This window comes from Allorhodopirellula heiligendammensis, assembly GCF_007860105.1.
GTDB classification, from domain to species: Bacteria; Planctomycetota; Planctomycetia; order Pirellulales; family Pirellulaceae; genus Rhodopirellula; species Rhodopirellula heiligendammensis.
Map to the genome: position 1 here is coordinate 800835 of NZ_SJPU01000003.1, position 16126 is coordinate 816960.

At 58.8% G+C, this 16126-nt stretch carries 16 protein-coding genes; 12 read left to right on the forward strand and 4 right to left on the reverse strand.

Annotated features, from left to right (window positions below; all coding sequences use genetic code 11):
• The first annotated feature begins 83 nt into the window (after nt 1–83).
• On the forward strand, nt 84–1028 hold the full coding sequence (locus Poly21_RS22865; RefSeq protein ID WP_146409329.1) for an NAD-dependent epimerase/dehydratase family protein: 945 nt from the start codon (nt 84–86) through the stop codon (nt 1026–1028).
• Between the two features lie 119 nt (nt 1029–1147).
• On the opposite strand, the gene Poly21_RS22870 is transcribed toward Poly21_RS22865, so the two are convergent.
• On the reverse strand, nt 1148–1660 hold the full coding sequence (locus Poly21_RS22870; protein WP_146409330.1) for a hypothetical protein: 513 nt from the start codon (nt 1658–1660) through the stop codon (nt 1148–1150).
• A 223-nt stretch (nt 1661–1883) separates the two neighbouring features.
• On the opposite strand from Poly21_RS22870, the gene Poly21_RS22875 reads away from it, so the two are divergent.
• From Poly21_RS22875 to Poly21_RS27855, 4 genes are all read left to right on the forward strand, one after another.
• Nucleotides 1884–2612, forward strand: a complete 729-nt coding sequence (locus Poly21_RS22875) for a HEAT repeat domain-containing protein (protein ID WP_302120254.1) — start codon at nt 1884–1886, stop codon at nt 2610–2612.
• Nucleotides 2613–2836: 224 nt separating this feature from the next.
• A complete protein-coding gene (locus Poly21_RS22880) occupies nt 2837–3781 on the forward strand; it encodes a DNA integrity scanning protein DisA nucleotide-binding domain protein (protein WP_146409332.1) in 945 nt (314 codons plus the stop codon).
• A gap of 90 nt (nt 3782–3871) precedes the next feature.
• Nucleotides 3872–5296 carry a class II fumarate hydratase gene (locus tag Poly21_RS22885; protein WP_146409333.1) on the forward strand — a complete coding sequence of 475 codons (1425 nt, stop codon included), beginning with the start codon at nt 3872–3874 and terminating at the stop codon, nt 5294–5296.
• A 45-nt stretch (nt 5297–5341) separates the two neighbouring features.
• Nucleotides 5342–5467, forward strand: a complete 126-nt coding sequence (locus Poly21_RS27855; RefSeq protein WP_302120257.1) for a hypothetical protein — start codon at nt 5342–5344, stop codon at nt 5465–5467.
• A gap of 44 nt (nt 5468–5511) precedes the next feature.
• On the opposite strand, the gene cobA is transcribed toward Poly21_RS27855, so the two are convergent.
• Nucleotides 5512–7041: a uroporphyrinogen-III C-methyltransferase gene (gene cobA / locus Poly21_RS22890; protein ID WP_302120258.1), complete on the reverse strand. Its 1530-nt coding sequence runs from the start codon at nt 7039–7041 to the stop codon at nt 5512–5514.
• A 356-nt stretch (nt 7042–7397) separates the two neighbouring features.
• Here cobA and rpsT point away from each other — a divergent pair, with 356 nt between their 5' ends.
• The 6 genes from rpsT to Poly21_RS28495 all read left to right on the forward strand — a co-directional run bounded on the left by rpsT (nt 7398) and on the right by Poly21_RS28495 (nt 13332).
• Nucleotides 7398–7670: a 30S ribosomal protein S20 gene (gene rpsT, locus Poly21_RS22895; RefSeq protein ID WP_146409335.1), complete on the forward strand. Its 273-nt coding sequence runs from the start codon at nt 7398–7400 to the stop codon at nt 7668–7670.
• A gap of 154 nt (nt 7671–7824) precedes the next feature.
• Nucleotides 7825–8538: a 2-C-methyl-D-erythritol 4-phosphate cytidylyltransferase gene (ispD, locus tag Poly21_RS22900; protein ID WP_146409336.1), complete on the forward strand. Its 714-nt coding sequence runs from the start codon at nt 7825–7827 to the stop codon at nt 8536–8538.
• A gap of 75 nt (nt 8539–8613) precedes the next feature.
• A complete protein-coding gene (gene tyrS / locus Poly21_RS22905; RefSeq protein ID WP_146409337.1) occupies nt 8614–10002 on the forward strand; it encodes a tyrosine--tRNA ligase in 1389 nt (462 codons plus the stop codon).
• Nucleotides 9986–10243, forward strand: a complete 258-nt coding sequence (locus Poly21_RS22910; protein ID WP_146409338.1) for a DUF4404 family protein — start codon at nt 9986–9988, stop codon at nt 10241–10243. Before tyrS ends, Poly21_RS22910 begins: the two co-directional genes overlap by 17 nt.
• Nucleotides 10244–10338: 95 nt before the next feature.
• The gene (locus tag Poly21_RS22915) at nt 10339–11163 is read left to right on the forward strand and encodes a GntR family transcriptional regulator (protein ID WP_302120260.1); all 825 of its coding nucleotides are present in this window, start codon (nt 10339–10341) and stop codon (nt 11161–11163) included.
• A 3-nt stretch (nt 11164–11166) separates the two neighbouring features.
• Nucleotides 11167–13332: an adenylate/guanylate cyclase domain-containing protein gene (locus Poly21_RS28495; RefSeq protein WP_146409340.1), complete on the forward strand. Its 2166-nt coding sequence runs from the start codon at nt 11167–11169 to the stop codon at nt 13330–13332.
• 270 nt (nt 13333–13602) lie between these two features.
• On the opposite strand, the gene Poly21_RS22925 is transcribed toward Poly21_RS28495, so the two are convergent.
• Together Poly21_RS22925 and Poly21_RS22930 are read right to left on the reverse strand one after the other, a co-directional pair.
• Complete coding sequence (locus Poly21_RS22925; protein ID WP_146409341.1) at nt 13603–13797, reverse strand: hypothetical protein; 195 nt, start codon at nt 13795–13797, stop codon at nt 13603–13605.
• Between the two features lie 64 nt (nt 13798–13861).
• Nucleotides 13862–15028, reverse strand: a complete 1167-nt coding sequence (locus Poly21_RS22930) for a DUF1559 domain-containing protein (protein WP_146409342.1) — start codon at nt 15026–15028, stop codon at nt 13862–13864.
• 335 nt (nt 15029–15363) lie between these two features.
• Here Poly21_RS22930 and rph point away from each other — a divergent pair, with 335 nt between their 5' ends.
• Nucleotides 15364–16113, forward strand: coding sequence for a ribonuclease PH (gene rph, locus Poly21_RS22935; RefSeq protein WP_146409343.1), 750 nt, complete (start codon nt 15364–15366; stop codon nt 16111–16113).
• Nucleotides 16114–16126 lie beyond the last annotated feature (13 nt).

Here is a 16126-nt window from a genome sequence, read left to right on the forward strand (position 1 = left end):
GCGGCTCCATCATTGTACCCTCTGCATCCCACATCGCCCACCTTTTTGGGGCAAGTTGAACTTAGAAACGGGCCCCTTCTGCCATGACAAAGACCACAATCCATTCAGCTTGCCGCCCACCGAGTCTCTTGATCGTTGGTTGCGGCTATCTCGGCGTGCGAGTTGGCCGAAGCGCGGTATCACGCGGTTGGTCCGTTATCGGAACCACGCGAAACCGCGTTGACTCACTTGCTCAGCACGAAATTCAACCCCTGCGGTTTGATTGGAACGATACGCGCGACCTCGCTGCGATCGAGCAGGCCATTGACGATCGCCACGTCGATCGCATCCTCATCTCGGTTAGCTACGATCGGAACAGCCGAGTGGGTCGTTTCGATTCCCAGGTAGGAGGTTTGGTGCGCCTGCTGCGGCAGGTAGGTGCGGCATCCGAGCGACTGGGTCGACGCGTTCCTGATATTTGTTACATCAGCACCACGGGTGTGTACCACCAAACCGGCGGCACGTGGGTCGACGAACACGCCACGACCCATCCGACGCGCGAGGGCGGACGGGCACACCTGCAGGCGGAAGCGAAATTACGCAGCGTTTTAGGGAGTTCTCCATGGACTATCCTGCGGCTCTCGGGCATTTACGGGCCCGCGCGCGTGCCACGAGCTGCCGACGTCCGGGCGGGCCGGCCGATTGCCTCGCCGCCGGATGGACACTTGAACCTCATCCACGTGGATGATGCCGCCACTGCCGCCATCGCGGCCATGTCGTGGGCAGAGTCCGGCGATTCCGATTGTCAAGACCGCGAGCGAATATATGTGGTCAGCGATGATCGACCCGTGGTACGACGCCAATTCTATGAGGAAATCGCGAGACAAACCCGTTCTGCTGAGCCCACATTCGTCTCCCCTACAGAAAATTCGCCCGTGCAATTTCGCAGCGAAACCGACAAACGCATTTGGAATCGACGATGCAGGCGAGATCTGCTACCTCAACTGCGTTTCCCCACCTATGTCGAAGGTTTGCGAGCGATTCTATAGCTGGGTGCCGGGAGGCCCCGGGCGGCGTCCTCAGGCGCTTGTGAAGCACTGGGCAACACCACCAGCCCGGCCGCTGACGCGTCTGGGCCTATTAAACCAGCAGCAGTTCGCAAGTGGCGTTAGCGTTGTTTCTCACGCTCGGCTTGGCGGGCGGGGAAGTCGACGGTAACCACTTTCTGATTGGGCTCGTCCCAGGCGTACTCTTGGTAATAGGGGAGCATCGGTAGGTGAATGCCGTCGGGTTTGCCCGGCTTAATGATCTCCGACATCAGTGTGGCGTGGTCGAGCGGTCGAGGGTCTTGGATGCTCTGGGCATTGCGGAGCTGGATTGTTTTCTCTACCGACATTCCGCCCAGTTTTCCGACGGTGGTACGGTAGGCACCCGCGCTAGCCGACAATGGATTATTCGCTTCCACCTGGGTGCTGGCGAGGACACCGCCATCGGCGAGGGCGGTCTTGAGATCGAGCACGTGTTGGGTCGTTTTGCCCACGGTTTCTCGGGGCGTGGCTTCCTCTGCGGTGGTCCCGGCGGTCGTTGATTCGTTGTTTTCTGCGGGGGGAGCCGACGGCATGCACCCGCCGATGGTGGCGAGCAGCCCCACCAAGGCAGTCGTTAGAAAAGTGTTCTTCATCCGTCGGTCTCCAGTTTTCGGCCGTTGTTGAATTCCAATCCTGCCGATCAAGATAGCAGATCGGCTCACCGCACAAGGCAAATTGGGCTTGGGGGCGGGTGGATGTTTTTGGTAGTCGATACGGTTCTCGCAAGTTTTTTCTCGTACATCCTCTATCCCTCCGAGTCGGAACCTCCCCATGGCGTCTGAAAAACGTTTTGCCGATCGTTTCGGTTCCCCTTCTATGACGACCTCGCACGCCAACCGGCGTTTGGGGATGGGGCGGCGTGCGATCCTTGTCGTCATGCTCGCAGCCGGGACATCTGGTGTGACCTCGGGGTGCAAAGACGGTCCGATGTATGCGCTCAAAACAGTGAACCCCTATTTCACTATGCGGCAGTGGAAGCGGGACGAGGAAATTGGGATTACGGACCACCAACGCCGCCAAGAACTCCAGTCGCTCGTCAAGACGATGTCGGGGCTTCCACCGGAGCGTCAGGCGTATTGGTCCAAGCATCTCGAGCAAATCTACAAGCACGATGCGAACGCGGAAATGCGTCGTTTGGCTGTTGTTGCGGCGGGGAAATCGTCGGACCCCTCGATGTTGAAATTAATTGAAAAGAGTTTAGAGGACGACGTGATCAAGGTCCGCATGGAAGCATGTCGGGCGCTGGGGAATCGCCGCGAAGACGAGGCGACGCGAATGTTAGCGGAGACGATCGGTCGTTCTCAGAACAAAGACGTGCGGCATGCCGCGATCTCGGCGCTCGCGGAGCATCCCGGCCAAGTCGCTACCAATTCGCTCAAACTCGCGTTGGAGGACCGAGACCCTGCGACGCAAAGTCTCGTGATCGGTGCCCTGCGGCAGAACACCGGCAAGGATTATGGTGACGATCCGGAGACCTGGATCGCGGGACTCGATGGCAAAGATGTGGATGAAAAACCCCGTGGCGGGATCGGATCCTACTTCTAGTCCGCTGGTGCCTTCGTCATTTTCGCGGGTCGCAGTTGCCAATCCGAACCCGACACGCCAGCGAGGAATGAGCCCGACTGCCTCGCCAGCGCATCGGGTGCGTCAATCGAGTTGCGACGGATCGGCGTCACTCGCGCAATGACGCTATGGAAACGGCGCGAAATGAAGTAGAATGGGGAGCCTCCTGCATGCTCCTCTGCTCACCGCTGTGAAAAACTCCACCGATGGCGACTCAACGACTGACCAAACACAACGCGTCGATGATCCTCGCGGGTGTGGCGTTGAAAGCCGACCGCAATGCAGATGCTTTGTTGTTGTTGCTCGACGGTGGGACGGATTGGAAACGCATCTCCGAACTGACCGATGCGTCCAAAAACACCGTCATTATTGCGGTCGATACGCTTGAGGATCTGGACGGAGCCGCCGAAGCGGGCTTGCGTCCGCTGGCTTTGAACAAGGAAAAAGCGCCGCTGCTCGAGCGTCTCCAGGAGGCGTTGTTGGAGGCTGCCGCCGATGAGATGATCCGCACCAATGGTGAGGTGGTGGCCGTTTACAGTGGTTTCCAGCAGGGCCGTCTCGACTCGATCAGTCACCTGCAACTCGACGAACGGATGCGGCGGTTCACCGTCCGCGATCTGCAAACGCTCGAAAGCAGCGTGCCGTTGAAAACGATCAAGGCGGTCGTTGATCTGGCGTCACAAATCGGTCGGGAAGGCCGTGAAGGTAAAGCCGTCGGTACCATGTTTGTTGTCGGTGATACCCGCAAAGTGCTCGAGCATTCCAGCGACGGGGGCGTCGACCCATTTCGTGGGTACAATAAAAAACACCGCAATCTGCTTGATCCCAAGGTGCAAGAAGACGCCAAGGAGGTCGCCCAGCTCGACGGGGCCTTCGTCGTCACCAGCGAGGGGGTGATCGAGCGAAGCCGGCAGATGCTCGAGGTATCCCACGAAGATCTGAAAATGACCAAGGGCCTCGGCTCGCGGCACTGGGCCGCCGCGGCGATCACGCGAAAAACCAAGGCGGTCTCCGTCGTGATCAGTCAATCGACCGGAACCGTTCGGCTCTATCAAAACGGTTTCCTCATTCTGCAGATCGTGCCGATGGATAAAGCGGTGAAATGGCAGGAGTTTGCCTTCGAGCCACCGCAACAATCGAGTGAGGATTGACCGCGCGTTACGATTTGCTAGTTTCTGGCGAAATCACGGTCCCCAGTTCGGGGCTCCATTTCTCTCGTAGCCAACCAGCGGATCAACCTCATGACCAACACCCGAACCGAACGCGACTCCATGGGCGAAGTTCACGTTCCCGCGGACGCCTACTACGGTGCACAAACCCAGCGTGCCGTTGAGAATTTCCCCGTCAGCGGTTGGGAGATGTCACCGGCAATGATCTCAGCGATGGGACGGGTCAAGTGGGCCTGCGGGATTGCCAATGCCGATCTCGGCAAGCTCACCGGTAGCGGCAAGAACCCGCTCTCGGACAAGCAAGTCGCTTCCATGTTGAGCGCCTGCCAGGAAATTGCCGACGGCAAACTGGCTGATCAATTTCCCGTTGACGTGTTCCAAACCGGCAGTGGAACAAGCAGCAACATGAACATCAACGAGGTCATCAGCAATCGCGCGATCGAGATCGACGGTGGCGATCGGATGTCGGAGGGGAAATCAATCCATCCCAACGATCACGTGAACATGGGGCAGAGTACCAATGACACGTTCCCCACTGCGATCCATGTCGCTACCGCTGTCGAGATCCACAACAAATTGATTCCGACACTGCGGCGGATGCACGCTTCGCTGCAGGCCAAGGCAGAGGCCTGGGACAAGATCATCAAGATTGGACGAACACACCTGATGGACGCCACGCCCCTGCGATTGGGCCAGGAGTTCGGCGGGTTTGCTCGCCAAATCGAAATGTCCATTAGTCGCGCCGAACGCGCCCGTGACGCTGTACTCGAATTGCCCGTGGGTGGGACGGCGGTGGGGAGCGGAATCAATACCCACCCTGAATTCGGGGCACGCGTCGCCGCGGAACTCGCCAAACAGACCAATATTGACTTCGTCGAGGCGACCAACCATTTCGAAGGCAATGCCAACCGCGATGGATTGGTCGAAGCCCACGGTCAACTCAAGTGCATCGCTCAGACCTTGCTGGGGCTGGCCAATAATATTCGTTGGCTCGGTAGTGGACCGCGGTGCGGTTACTACGAAATCAAACTGCCCACCCGGCAACCCGGCAGTTCGATCATGCCTGGTAAGGTGAATCCAGTGATGTGTGAATCGTTGATGCAGATCGCCGCCCGCGTGATTGGTAACGACACGACGGTCACCGTCAGTGGCGGATGTGGCGGCAACTTCCAGCTCAATATCATGATGCCCGTCATGGGGCACACCGTCCTTGAGTCAATCGGGCTGCTCGATGGCGGTTGTGCTGCCTTCATCGAATTCTGCCTCGATGGCATGGAACCGAACGAGGAAGCTTGCAACGCCGCAGTGGAACAATCGCTGTCGATGTGCACCAGTCTCAATCCATTGATTGGTTACGAACAAGCGGCCGCGTTGGCGAAGGAAGCCTTCAAAACCGGTCAGACGATCCGTGAACTCTGTGAGGAGAAAAACCTCCTGCCCGCTGACCAGCTCAAGGATGCTCTTGATCCTTGGAAAATGACGGAACCGCAAGCGTAGCGACTGCGTGTTTTCAATGTGATTGTTGAATACGACGGCGTTGCTGTGAGTTTCATCCTTCGCCGCGTCGATCAGCAGGATCGGTTGCTCGTCCGCTGCGTTGAGCAGTGCGTCGGGCAGTTCGGATTTGCCGGACAGTTCATCCATGTATCGCTGCGGGAGCTCTGGTAGAGTTCCGGGTCTCGGATGGTGGTCGGAGTCTCGGAGAGACTCCGCTACTCATGGGCTGCGATGGCGTCGGCGAGGGCTTGCATGGTTGCCGTGGGAGCGATCGCATCGACACGGCGGTGATATCGGCGGAGTACCTCGGCGGTGATCGGACTGATCGCCGCGAAGCGACATTTCTCCAGATCGTCCCCATAGAGTCGCTCCAGGTTTTCGGCGGTTGCGCTGCTCGTGACGGTGACCCAGTCGATCTCGCCGCGGCGTAGCATGGCAGCGATGTCCGGATTCGCGGCTGCGGCATCCGTGTTTTGGTACGCGACGACTTCGGCGACGTCAGCGCCAGCGGACCGCAAACCAACAGGCAATGCGTGGCTGCCGCGACTGGCCCGAATGATTAGTACGCGTTCGTTTCGGACACTCTCGCCGAGTTCCGCGATCAGACCATCGGCATCGAATTGTGGGGGAATCGTATCGGCGACCAGGTGATACTTACTCAGAGCAGCCGCTGTTGCGTTGCCAACGGCGGCAATCCGCAGGCCGGCAAGAGAGCGTAGATCTCGGCCGCATTCGAGAATGCGATCCATGAAATATCGCACTCCGTTGGCACTGGCAAAAACGATGGTTTGGAAGGTAGGTAGCCGATCGATAGCACCGTCGACGTCCGACCAATCCTGGGGTGCACTCACCTCGATAACGCTGTGGCGAACCACACTGGCGCCCAGTTCCTCGAGGGGGCGAGCGAGTTCATCGGCTTGGTCGGCCGGGCGCGTCACGAGCACGCGTTGGCCATGGAGTGGTCGGCGGCGGAACCAGTCCATCGTTTCGGCCAGTCGCGTCACTTCGCCCACAATGGTAATCACCGGCGGCCGGAATCGGCTGGCGGGTGTCAGTTGCTCCACCACCTCGTCGAGCCGACAGGAGATCTGTTGCTGGTCCGGTAGGCTGCATCGGCGCACCAATGCGCACGGCGTTTCTGGCGGTTTTCCTGCGTCGAGCAGTGCCTGCGTCCATGTCTGTGCGGTTGTCACGCCCATGTAAATCACCAGCGTGCCCGGGAAAGCCGCCAGAGCAGCCCAATCCAGAGCAGATTTGGACTTGCCTGGCTCCTCGTGCCCGGTCACCAAGGCGACTGCGGATGCGATTCCGCGATGGGTGATGGGGATGCCTGCATAGGATCCTGCCGCCAACGCGGCGGTGATCCCGGGCACAATCTCGTAACGTATTTTTGCGGCGACGAGCGCGTCGACCTCTTCGCTGGTCCGTGCAAATACCGCCGGATCGCCTCCCTTGAGCCTCACCACGCACTTGCCCTCAGAGGCATGACGGAGTGTTTCGGCAATGATCTCGGGTTGGGTCCAGATTCGAGTTTGCCCATGCTTGCCAACACAAATGCACTCAGCTTGAGGTGCATGGGCCAACATGTCGGCATTGGTGAGCCCATCGTAGAGCACCACGTCGCAGCGGCGCAGCCAGTGTTCGCCGCGGAGGGTCAGCAATTCAGGGTGGCCGGGCCCCGCCCCCACCAGAGCGACGAATCCGGGAGCGGTGTGGGCGATGGGATTTTTCTGAGGTGAGATCACGAAAGGTGGTTTCCAGACATAGGTTTTCCAAAATATCGGGGGAGCGGGCGGGCGACGTGCGAACCCTACACAGCAGGTAGGTCGCTTTGACCGTCCCCCGGGCTGTGTTGCGGGCGAGTATTCGCACATTCAGACCGATTCCGCCATGCACGCAGCGCCGAGGGGAGCGGGGACGATGCATTCATCACTCCTTCCGGTGGCACCGATTATGGAAGTTTTGCTTGGATCTGGACAGCCGCCCGTCCGATGGGCATAATACGCCGCTTGCCAATTCACTCGCAGGCGGACGCCCGCCGCGAAATCAACATTTTCTGTAGTCTCCAACGGGGCGGCGCGCGATTGCCGCTGCCAAACACATGCCAAATACCCAGAGCGCCAAGAAACGACTCCGTCAAAGCGAAGTCCGCCGTCTCCGAAATCGCGGCGTCCGCAGTAACATGCGTGGCGCTGTCCGCCGTGTCCGCGAAGCAGTTGCTGCTGGCGAGCACGAAAAGGCTCAGAGCGAGTTTCGGTTGGCGTGCAAAAAGCTCGACCAAGCTGCGGCTCGTAATGTCATCCACCGCAACGCCGCCGCTCGGACCAAGAGCCGACTCGCTGCAGCGGTGAAAAAGGTCGCACAAGCCGCCTAATTGGCCCACCGATTTCGTTGATCTCCGCCATCGGTAGCTTGGAACACCGTCCCGAGCGTGCCCAATCGCAGATCAGCTCAATGTGGTGGTATCTCGGACGGGAGAACGCTCCCATCCTACGGTCGCATCTCGGGAACCAGTGAAAACGAGCGACATGACATCACTCCCGGTCGCGAGCGTTGCTGTCGTCTTGCCCGCCGCTGGCAGCGGCCAGCGATTTGGTGATCACGCCAATAAACTCTTTGCTCATTTGGACGGGCGTCCGCTCTGGACGCATGCCGCCGAAACGCTGCTGCGCCGAGTTGAGGTGAACCTCATCTGGCTGGTCGTGTCCCCACAGGATCACGATCGTTTTGCGGATCAGGTATCGAGTTTGTCGCAGCCCGACAGGGTTCGGCTTGTTATTGGCGGTGCCCAACGCAGCGACAGCGTTGCTGCGGCGCTCGCGGAAATCAATCGCTCCAGTAGTGAAGCGACTCGTTGGATAGCGATCCATGACGCCGCTCGCCCGTTGCTGAAGGACTCCGACGTATCGGCCGTGTTCGAGTGTGCGGCGCAGACGGGTGCGGCGATCTTGGCCACGCCCGTGACCGGAACACTCAAGCGTGGCTCTGGCGACAATTCCGCTTGCCAGACCATCGATCGCAGAGGAGTATGGGTAGCCCAGACACCGCAGGTGTTTGCCGTCGACGTTGTGAGTCAAGCATATGCTCGCCATCGGGGCCGGCCTGCGACGGACGACGCGGAGTTGGTCGAGCGAACAGGTCATCCCGTTTCGCTAATCAGCGGCGCTGCAGACAATCTAAAAATCACTTATCCCGAAGACTTGGCGGTCGCCGCAGCATTGATGCAAACCCGGTTATCGTAATTCCCCACTGACGCAACGGGGTATCGTTCTTGCCGCCCGAAGTTATCCGAATCAACAACACAAAAACTAATTAGCATGACGCAGTCGAACTCCGAAGCGGTCGCCGAGACATCAGCGGGAACGTCCTCAACTGAAAACCTGCTTGAGGAACTGCGGTGGCGTGGCTTGATCCACCAGACCACCGATGAAGATGGACTTGGCAAACTACTAGCTTCGGGGCCGCAAAGTATCTACATCGGTTTTGATCCGACCGCCTCGAGTCTGCACGTGGGTGGGTTGATGCAGTTGATGATGCTGCGTCGGTTCCAGCGAGCGGGGCATCGCCCGATCGCATTGGTCGGAGGTGCCACAGGGATGATCGGCGACCCGAGTGGCAAGAGTGAAGAACGCAATTTGCTCTCTGCGGAACAGTTGCAATGCAATGTCGACGGGGTCGCTGCACAAATGCGGCGCTTCCTGGACTTCGCGGGCGAGGCGGGGTTCAGCGGCCAGAATGGCGCGCTGTTGTTAAACAATTTTGATTGGATGAAGGGCTACTCGTACCTCGAATTTCTGCGGGATGTTGGTAAGAACTTCCCCATCGGCACGATGATGGGCAAAGAATCGGTGCGGAGCCGTATCAATAGCGATGCGGGATTAAGCTACACCGAATTCAGCTACATGTTGTTGCAGGCGTATGACTTTGTGCATTTATCGCGGACTCATGGCTGCCGTATCCAGGCCGGCGGTAGCGACCAGTGGGGCAACATTACTGCTGGCATTGATCTGGGTCGGCGGATGACAGGTGACCAGCTCTTTGGGCTGACCGCACCGCTGCTGACGACCAGCGATGGCAAAAAAATGGGTAAGACTGAGAAGGGTGCGATTTGGTTGGATGCGGATCGCACCAGCCCCTATGCGTTCTACCAGTACTGGGTCCATGTCAACGACGAAGATGTGATGCGATGCATCGCTTACCTGACCGAGATCGATAAAGATGAGTACGACGAGTTAGCTGAGCGAACCGACAAGGCAGCTGGAGAACGGGCGGCTCAAAAACGCTTGGCCCAGTGGATGACCGAGTTGGTGCATGGCAGTGAGGGTCTGCAGTCGGCCGAGCGAGCGACGACCATTCTCTTCGGCGGTGACATTGGAAATACGCCCGATGCGGAACTGCAGGAAATCTTTGCTGATGTGCCCAGTTGTGATGTCACGACGGAGCAGATTGCCGGTGATGGATTGTGGATCATCGAGGCGTTGCAGCTGGCTGGGCTATGCTCGAGCGGCGGAGACGCACGTCGTAGCGTCAAGGAAAACAGCATCTCGCTCAATAGCGTTCGCGTTGGAGATGAACAGAAGCGGATCTCACGCGAAGATTTTGCGGGGCGAAGTGTCGTTGTGCTGCGTCGTGGGAAGCGAAAATATGCACTGTTAAAACTCATGCCCGATGCATCCTTAGGTGAAAAAAATGCGAACGCAACTTGAAGAAACGCTCCAGCAGCTCCGCGCTCAGCTTGCTGGTCTCGAAAGCTTAGCTCCCGAGCAGCGGCGGCAACTGCAGACGACCGTTGATGAAATCGAGCATAGTCTCGACGAGCAAGATGTCAGTTCCCACTCGATTGCTACTCGATTGAGCGATGCCACTGCGGAGTTCCAGGAGTCGCATCCATCGTTGACCAATAGTGTCGGGCGCATAGCGGACATGCTCGCGCAAATGGGAATCTGAATTTCCTGGCGATCGGTTGCTCGGTGACTCCTGCCACCGCCTTTCATAGCGGTGGGTGGTCGGTGGGGGACGCTCGTCCCACGCTAATCCACCCCATGTTGATACGCAGAGCGTCGAGTACAATCAGTCGCACTCCGATCCAGATGGGTGCATCACAGGATGCGAAACGCAACGAAGTATCTGCTAGAACGAGAGAGCCCGTGGGCCAAGAGATTCATTCCATTCGTGCGTATCAGTATCTGCGCAACCGATTGATTTCGGGAGATTTTGAACCAGGAACTCGGTTGCTCTATGGGCCCATCGGAAAGGAACTCGGTGTCAGTGCAACGCCCGTGCGTGAGGCTGCCGGGCGACTGGCTAATGAAGGATTGGTCGATCTCGTTCCTCAAATCGGTGCCGTGGTCCGTACGATTGGACGCGCCGAACTGATTGAGATTTACGAGGTGCGCGAGATTATCGAACCTGGTGCAGCGGCGATTGCTGCTCGCAAGGCGACCGCGGACCAAATCGCGAGCATCGAAGCGGAGCTCACGAAAATGTACGCCGCGGCCGCTGATCAGGAGCGTTCAGGGACTGACGTTGCGGGGCGTGAAATCAAGCGGGAGTTTGACCGTGCCGATTTATCGTTTCATATGCGATCTCTCGAGGCGACAGGCAACCGCGCGATCGTGCAAACGGCCACGCACTCACATGCCTTGATCCGCGTATTTGGAATTCGGAAGAATATTCACGACGCCGACTCAATGAAATTGACTTGCGCTCAACATCAAGCGATCTTGGATGCCATCGCCAGCCATGATGCGGACGCGGCAGCGGCGGCCGCGCTCGAGCACATCCAATACGGGCTGATGCTGTATCTGAAATTGATGGAACAGCTCGGTATGGAATCTGATATTGGCCAGGCATCCGAGGTCGAGTGATTCATGCCTGACCTCATCGCGCAAGGGGCTGTCGAATCCCAGGGAACCACGCCCGGCTCAGGCCGTTGGCGACGCGGGTTGCCGGAGATCGCCGCTGGTCGCGACGTGTTGCTCGGACGTCAGCCGCAGTCGTCTCCACCGCCGGAGCGGTCATCTTTGCTGGGCGGTCCCGCCCATGTCGATGTGCGTGCGGCCACAGCGCCGGGACAGCGTCAGAAACGCCATGTTGCCGCGATCCCATGGGCGGTTCCTTGGGACAGTTCCATCTCGCGGCACCATGCGATCCTGACACCACTGAGTGGTGATCGATTGCAGGTCGAGCGTGATCCGCGTGCCCGCAACCCGATCTTCTACCGCGGTAAGCCACGCGATCAGTTTGTCCTCGTTCCCGGCGAGCACTTTGTGATTGGGAAGACCACCTTCACACTCGCTCGCCGTCCAGGGTTTTCTGTCGAACCGAACCGAGACTCCCGGCCTGCTGAGCTTGCAGGAGGTCCCGCAATTTCTGATTCATCCACTTCACCGACGCCTGACTACATGGTCGGATCCGACAGCGGTGAGGTGACGGAAATGGCGTTTGCTGAGTCGGCTCTCCGACAGAAGAACTTTTATGATTCGCAGGCCCGCATCGAACTGTTAGCTCGACTGCCTGATCTGGTTGCAGGAAGTGTCAGTGACGATGAGCTATTTGCTCGGGTCACCGATGTTTTGCTGCGGGCGACTCCCTCTGCATCGGCTGTCGCAATTGTGCGAGCAAATGTCCGCGACCCAGATTTGCAAGCATCTGAGTCGATGTCGGACGCATCTGCCATGCAGATCCTGCACTACGATGTTCGTGACAATCAGTCGAACTCGCACGACGTGAGCACGAAGTTGGTCAACGCTACGCTGCGCCGCCGTGATAGCGTCCTGCATCTCTGGGAGACGTTGCCCTCGCGGCCGTCCGCCGGCCAGCACGGGGCGGAGGCTGAGGTTCCTGAGTACACCGTGAACGAGAACGTTGATTGGGCGTTTTGTGTTCCCCTGCGGAGCGAGGCGTGCCGTGGTTGGGTGCTCTACGTGACCGGCAGCCGAGCGGGCGTGATGGCGGCCGGGACCCGCATGTCGGGAAGTTCGGCGAGCGATGCGAGAACGCTTGTCGATCGACTGAGTGACGACGTCAAATTCGCTGAAGTCGTCGGCTCGCTGGTGTCGGGAATCCGTCAGGCCAATCAGTTTCAGCAACGGCATGCGGCGATGCGCCGATTCTTTGCGCCGGTCGTACTCGATGCGATCGCTGGCACCGATTCAGAGAATTGGCTGCAGCCGCGTGAATGCAGTCTGTCGGTCATGTTTTGTGACCTGCGTGGGTTTTCTCTGACGTCCGAAATTCAGGGCGGCCAATTGCTCACGTTGCTCGAACAGGTCAGTGATGCTCTCGGCGTGATGACCAAGCACATCCTTAATACCGAAGGGGTCATCGGCGATTTTCACGGGGATGCTGCGATGGGGTTTTGGGGTTGGCCATTGCCCCTGCCACACGGCACCGATCCAATGATTGCTGCGAGCGCTGCGGCCGCTCAAGCAGCAGCCGATATTCGTCGCGATTATGCCAGAGGCGAGACTGAGTTTCGCTGTGGAATTGGGATCGCATCGGGTCGCGCGGTCGCGGGAAGGATTGGCACGGTCGATCAAGTCAAGGTGACGGCGTTCGGCCCCGTGGTGAATCTGGCCAGCCGACTCGAAGGGCTGACGAAGGTGTTTGGTGTCGAGATCATTGTTGATCACCTCACGGCGAAACATTTGCGAGGTCCAGCGTCGGAGGCTCAGCCGATCGATTCGAGCGTTTTATCCGTAGCGGAGGGGCCTGGTGTGATCCATGGTAGCTCCGGTGCAGGGTTTCGGTTGCGAACACTCGGCCGGGTGCGTGCGGCAGGGACGCGGACACCCGTCGAGATCTATCAGCTGATTGTCCCGCTCGAAGGCCATCCACAGCTCAGCCAGGATGAACTGGAGCTATCGCGTGCCGCCTTTGCCGCATTCGGAGAGGGGCGGTGGGACGATGCCTATCAGCAGTTGCACGAATTGCCTGCGTGGGATCGACCGAAAGATGTGCTATTGCAACGAATTCTAGAGCATCACCGCGTCGCACCACCAGGCTGGGATGGCGTGCTCGCTTTTGCGAAGTAGCGAGTTCAAACGCGCCGACCGGCTACTGCGGTGATTCACGCCACGTCAAACTGTTGGGTTGCCATGACTTGACGGGCTTCTCTGCGTCGCGGGGCACGTCCATGTTCTGAATCTCAACAGGCAAACGCAGGTTCATAATAAAAGAGAGCGGAGACTCATGTCGCCGCTCTCTTTGTGTTCATGTTTTCGAACAGAGGATTGCACTCCGGCGTGGGTGCTGCGCTGGGGTGTGGTGTCAGCGCATTGGCTTACCCCGAACGACCCGTTTTGTTACGCACCGCTCGGTTTTACCGGCGTGCGCTCTTCTTCGAGTTGTTCAGGAGTCATGGTCGCCGGTGCGACTTTCTCCGTACTGTTGTCTGGGCCGCAACCGACCATTGGGACAATCAATCCGCCGACCAGCAGAAAGAGGGCGAGCGGGAGCGAGGTTGCGGGAGATGCGCTGCAGGTTGTCGTTATCTTCATTCAAAAAATGCTATGGTTGAAAGGAAGGTTGAAGAGGTGTGAGATTCCAATCGGAAAGACTGGATCAAATCTCGCTTTCGAGGACTTCGTTGGAAGCTCGCGTGCCGATGCTCCCGAATAAGCCATAAGGGCTGGCCGAACCAGCTGGTAGCGCGGAAGCGTCCGTCGGCATGATTGCGGGCGAATTGCTGTTACCGCAATCGACTGAATCGGTAATGAATTTAACAGCGCCGTCGCCCATCACGATATGGGCGCCGCCTTGGTGGTGGCTGCTCGGTGGGCACTGGCCCGAGTTTTCCCAGTCGGCACCGAAACACATTTCTCGGTTCGGGCCCGTTGAATAGCTCACGCTCGTGAAAAGCGGCAACGAATACGCCCAGCGGGCGCCGCGGCTGCGGGACGCGGTCGTGTCGAGCGTGACACCAGTCGTCCGCCAGAACAGCGGACGGGTGGGGTCGACGTCGTCGCTGCAAGCGTGCGAGGTACCGCGTGCTCCGGCCGCTCCGCCCCAGCCCTTGCCTAGGCTGGGGAGCGATCGTTTGTCGCGGTCTTGCAATCCATTGATCATTTCGCCCAGCATCGCCGTGTTGCTCAAGCCGTCGAGGATGTCCCGGAATTTGCTGGCGTGTCGCGGTACGAAGAAGCCGCGGCAGCTTCCCGTGGCAGCTTGGATGAATTTCCATTGCCCACCGTTGAATTCGTGATATCCAGCTTGACCGTAGCTCGGTGAATCGCCCAGCGCATTGGCTCCATAGTTCGTGGTTCCCAATCCCCAGCTCGACACGGCCGGGTCGCTGGGGCACTTGAATGCTTGCAACTGCGTTGCCCAAGGATCGTAGGCACCCTGCCAGCCCGCACAGCCCATCGCAGCCCAGCCCTGGTGAGGGTTGCTGATCTGTTGCCATAAGGCCTGCTGCTCGATGAAGGGAAGCATGCCGACCAGAAAGCTCAGGCGACGTGCATTGTGTCCCGGTGCGACGTCGCAGGTTCCCTTGTCAACGTTCTCTAGATAGGTACCGCCTGCCTGCATCGGCAATTGGTCGTACGCCGAATGGTAATTGTGAACGGCAAGACCCAGCTGTTTCAGATTATTGCTGCAGCTCATTCGCCGTGCTGCTTCGCGGGCAGCTTGAACGGCGGGCAACAGTAAACCAACCAACACGCCAATGATAGCGATGACGACGAGCAGCTCGACAAGCGTGAAACCACGCCGAGCAGAATGGAATTTCATGAAAAGAACTCTAAGAGAAAGAGGCGGTAGACGAACAGCGCAAGTGGATTCTCACGCAGCGCATGTGCAGCGGTGGGGAATTCTACACCACGTTCCAGACTCGGTCTACGGCAAATAACAGCGCGTTGCAGTGGTTTTCGGGGGCGTCCGCTCGCCAAGCAGGGCGTGTCTCCTGTCCGTCGCCCTTTCCGTGCCTCTCCCTGGAGATAGCTTGGCGGCGCCCCGCTTGGACCGATGAGTCCATCTAGCGATGACCCCCGTCTGAAAATAGACTGCTTCACCCCCGACGACTCCACATCCAACAACTTCACTCTTTGTACAGCGATCCTATTCTTATGACTGCAGCCGCATCCGAATCCATCAAGTCCCGCCCTCACGATGCCCTCCGTGATGTGCGGGTTGAGTGTGGCTATCTGGAGTCGAATCCCGCCAGCGTGCTGTATCGCAGCGGCAAGACGATCGTGCTGTGCACGGCATCGGTGGAGACCACCGTGCCGCCGTGGATGGCCGGTCGTGGCAAGGGCTGGGTAACGGCCGAGTACAACATGCTGCCAGGCAGTACGAGTCCGCGCAAGAGTCGCGATCGCGGCGGCAAAGTGGACGGCCGAACCACTGAAATTCAAAGACTGATCGGACGCAGTCTCCGTGCGGTCGTGGATCTCGAGGCGCTCGGCGAACGATCGATTACGGTGGACTGCGACGTCTTGCAAGCCGATGGCGGCACCCGCACCGCATCCATCACAGGCGGGTTCATTGCCTTGTCGCTCGCCGTCACCAGGCTGGCGGCAACGCCACTGCTCGATCCGCCGATCGTTGTCGCTGATGTCCTGCCACGTAGCGTTGCAGCCATTAGTGTGGGAGTGATCGGAAGCGACGTCGTTTTGGACCTCGACTATCAACTTGACTCTGCCGCCGATGTCGACATGAATGTTGTGATGACGGGGGACGGTCGGTTCATCGAAATCCAAGGCACTGGGGAAGAGGCCACCTTTGACGACGATCAGCTCGCCCGCATGCTGGCGTTGGCAAAAAAAGGCATCCGCGAATTGACTCAAAAACAAGTGCATGCAATCGGGGTACAATGAGCCCTTTGTGCTC